The sequence below is a fragment of the Allobosea sp. genome, from assembly GCF_030694325.1.
Lineage (GTDB): Bacteria > Pseudomonadota > Alphaproteobacteria > Rhizobiales > Beijerinckiaceae > Allobosea.
The window spans coordinates 1-3,511 of record NZ_JAUXYO010000028.1 but is presented as its reverse complement, the minus strand read 5'-3'; the positions used below and the strand labels follow the sequence as shown (position 1 = coordinate 3,511).

The 3,511-nt window shown below is 66.0% G+C and carries 3 protein-coding genes and 1 pseudogene; all 4 read left to right on the top strand.

Annotated elements, in window-relative coordinates; genetic code table 11:
- Positions 1-378 (top strand): annotated as a pseudogene (locus Q8M82_RS01280) (hypothetical protein); the annotation flags it as partial.
- On the top strand, positions 375-1,199 hold the full coding sequence (tatC, locus tag Q8M82_RS01275; RefSeq protein ID WP_305689577.1) for a twin-arginine translocase subunit TatC: 825 nt from the start codon (positions 375-377) through the stop codon (positions 1,197-1,199). The pseudogene Q8M82_RS01280 and the gene tatC, both read left to right, overlap by 4 nt.
- Positions 1,200-1,450: 251 nt before the next feature.
- Positions 1,451-2,908 carry a serine--tRNA ligase gene (gene serS, locus Q8M82_RS01270; RefSeq protein WP_305689576.1) on the top strand — a complete coding sequence of 486 codons (1,458 nt, stop codon included), beginning with the start codon at positions 1,451-1,453 and terminating at the stop codon, positions 2,906-2,908.
- A gap of 224 nt (positions 2,909-3,132) precedes the next feature.
- The coding region (gene surE / locus Q8M82_RS01265; protein ID WP_305689575.1) for a 5'/3'-nucleotidase SurE at positions 3,133-3,511 on the top strand (379 nt) is incomplete at its 3' end.

Genomic DNA, 3,511 nt, shown 5'->3' with positions numbered 1-3,511 from the left:
GAGGCGATGCGCGAGGCCGAACTCCACGACCTGAAGAAGCAGGTCGAGGATGTCGGCGGCACTGTGTCGAGCGCGATGAATTCGGACTTCAAGCCGATCGAGATGCCGGCCTCGACCGGGCTCGACGATGCGGCGCTGAAGGAGGCCGAGGCAAAGCTCGCGGCCATTCCGGCTCCGGAGCCGTTGCCGCCGGTCGAGATCGCGCCGGCCGAGGTCGCGGCCGCGCCCGCTCCCGAGCCGAAGCCCAAGCGTGTCCGCAAGCCGGCGGCCGAGGCCGCTTCCGCCGAGCCGGCGACGTCTCCTGAACCCGCGCCCGAAAAAGCGCCGCGCAAGCGCAAGGCCGTGGCTGCCGGGCCGGACGAAGGGAGCGCGGCATGAGCGTCGCCAACACCCGAGACGGCGAGGACGAGATCGAGGCCTCCCGTGCGCCGCTGATCGACCATCTGATCGAGCTGCGTTCGCGGCTGATCAAGTCTCTGATCGCCTTCCTGGTGATGTTCTTCATCTGCTTCGCCTTCGCGACGCAGATCTACAACATCCTGGTGCAGCCCTATGTCTGGGCGGCCGGGCCGGGTGCGAACGTCCAGCTGATCTACACCGCGCCACTCGAATATCTCTTCACCCAGATCAAGATCGCGGCTTTCGGCGCGGGTTTCTTCGCCTTCCCGGTGATCGCGACGCAGATCTACAAGTTCGTCGCGCCGGGGCTCTACAAGAACGAGCGCCAGGCCTTCGCGCCCTATCTGGCGGCGACGCCGGTCTTCTTCGTGCTCGGCTCGGCGATGGTGTTCTTCTTCGCCATGCCGGTGCTGATGAAGTTCTCGATCGGCATGCAGCAGGCGGCGACCGACGGGCAGGCCGGTATCGCGCTCCTGCCCAAGGTCAGTGAGTATCTCTCGCTGATCATGACGCTGATCTTCGCCTTCGGCATCTCCTTCCAGCTGCCGGTGATCCTGACGCTGCTCGGCCAGGCCGGGATCATCAACACGGTTTTCCTGAAGGAAAAGCGCCGTTACGCCATCGTCTTCGTCTTCGTCGTCGCCGCCATCCTGACGCCGCCGGACGTGATCTCGCAGCTCATGCTCGCCGTGCCGATGCTGCTGCTTTACGAGCTCTCGGTCTTCTCGGTCGCCTATGTCGAGAAGAAGCGCGCGGCCAAGCAGGCGGCCGATGATGCGGCCGACGCGGCGAGCGAGTAGCGCGCTTCCCGCACATCTCCACGTCATTCCGGACAAGCCGCGAAGCGGCGCAGCTCCGGAATCCATCGTAAGGCGACATCCTGTCAGGGTTGCGCTCTATGATGGATTCCGGCGCTGCGCTTCGCTTGGCCGGAATGACTGGGGAGGGGTTGATCAGGGGCTATGAGCAACGATCCCTGTTCCCTCCGCGGCCGTCCCGGTCTAGAGCATCGGGCTGTTTTTCCGACCTCTGACGGCGTGGCCTGACGACGATGTACGACATCAAATGGATTCGCGAGAACGCCGCGGCGTTCGACACCGGGCTGAAGCGGCGGGGGCTTGAGCCGCTCTCGGCCTCGCTGCTGGCGCTCGACGACGCGCGCCGCTCGGCCATTGCGAAGGCCCAGGCCTCGCAGGAGCGCCGCAACGCCCTGTCGAAGGAGATCGGCAAGGCGATGGGGGCGAAGGACGTCGCCCTCGCCGAGCAGCTCAAGGCCGAGGTCGCGAGCCTGAAGGAGTTGCAGCCGCAGCTCGAGGCGCAGGAGAAGGCGGCCAAGGCCGAACTCGACGACACGCTCGCCGCTATCCCCAACACGCCCAAGGACGAGGTGCCCGAGGGCGCCGACGAGCTCGGCAATGTCGTCAAATCGGTGCATGGCGAGGCGCCCGAGAAGGTCGGCGGGCGGCTGTTCGGCCAGAATTTCGCTCCCAAGGAGCATTTCGAGCTCGGCGAGGCGCTCGGCCAGATGGATTTCGAGACGGCGGCCAAGCTGTCGGGCTCGCGCTTCGTCGTGCTGGAGCGCCAGATCGCCCGGCTCTCCCGCGCGATCGGGCAGTTCATGCTCGACACCCATACCGAGGAGCACGGTTACACCGAGGTGATGCCGCCGCTGATGGTGCGCGACGACGCCATGTTCGGCACGGCGCAGCTGCCGAAGTTTGAGGACGATCAGTTCGCGACTGTTCACGAGAAAGATCTGGAGGAGCGTCGTTTAGAGGCTGACGTCTGGGTCGCCTACGATATGCTGACAAATGGCGCTCCGGATGAATATTTCGAGGAGTTTCGTGAGGAATTTAAACGCCAAGCCAACGCGCGATTAGCGACGATTCCGCGCTACGAACGTCATTGGCTCATCCCGACCGCCGAAGTCCCGCTCACCAATCTCGTCCGCGAATCGATCCTCGCCGAGGAGGAGCTGCCGCGCCGCTACACCGCGCTGACCCCCTGTTTCCGGGCCGAGGCCGGCTCGGCCGGGCGCGATACGCGTGGCATGCTGCGCCAGCACCAGTTCGAGAAGGTCGAGCTGGTCTCGATCACCACGCCGGAGAAGTCCGCCGAGGAGCACGAGCGCATGCTGTCCTGCGCCGAGGCGGTGCTGAAGAAGCTCGACCTGCATTACCGGGTGATGACCTTGTGCACCGGCGATATGGGTTTCGCCTCGCAGAAGACCTACGACATCGAGGTCTGGTTGCCCGGCCAGAAGACCTATCGCGAGATCTCCTCCTGCTCGGTCTGCGGCGATTTCCAGGCGCGGCGCATGGATGCCCGCTACCGGCCCAAGGAGGGCGGCTCGCCGCGCTTCGTCCATACGCTCAACGGCTCTGGCACGGCGGTCGGCCGGGCGCTGATCGCGGTGATGGAGAACTACCAGAACGCCGACGGCTCGATCACGGTGCCCGACGCGCTGGTGCCCTATATGCGCGGCGTGACGCGGATCGAGAAGGCGTGATGGTGGAGCAGCGGCGCGACGGTTCTTGCCTTCTCCCCTCGCGGGAGAAGGTGGCCGCGCAGCGGCCGGATGAGGGGGCGCCGTGACCTTCCGGGTTTGCCATCCTTCACCTGGCGCGTCGGCACCGGCACGGCGCCCCCTCACCCCAACCCTCTCCCGCGAGGGGAGAGGGGGTCTGTCGCGGTTCGCCGCTTCCGATGTCTGGCGATGAAAGACCTCTGACCATGCGCATTCTCGTGACCAATGACGACGGCATCCATGCCGAGGGGCTGGCGGTGCTGGAGCGCATCGCGGCGCAGCTTTCGGACGATGTCTGGGTCGTCGCCCCGGAGACCGACCAGTCGGGCGTGGCGCATTCGCTGTCGCTGTCGAACCCGCTGCGGCTGCGTCAGGTCGGCGAGAAGCGCTTCGCAGTGGCGGGCACGCCGACCGATTGCGTGATCATGGCGGTGCGCTCGATCATGATCGAGAACCGGCCGGACCTCGTGCTCTCGGGCGTCAATCGCGGCCAGAACGTCGCCGAGGACGTGACCTATTCCGGCACCATCGCGGCTGCGATGGAGGGCACGCTGCTCGGCATCCCCTCGATCGCGATCAGCCAGG

Excerpts from the sequence above, each read along its gene's own strand:
- tatC (WP_305689577.1), top strand. The coding sequence starts at position 375 with ATGAGCGTCGCCAACACCCGAGACGGCGAGGACGAGATCGAGGCCTCC.
- serS (WP_305689576.1), top strand. The coding sequence starts at position 1,451 with ATGTACGACATCAAATGGATTCGCGAGAACGCCGCGGCGTTCGACACC.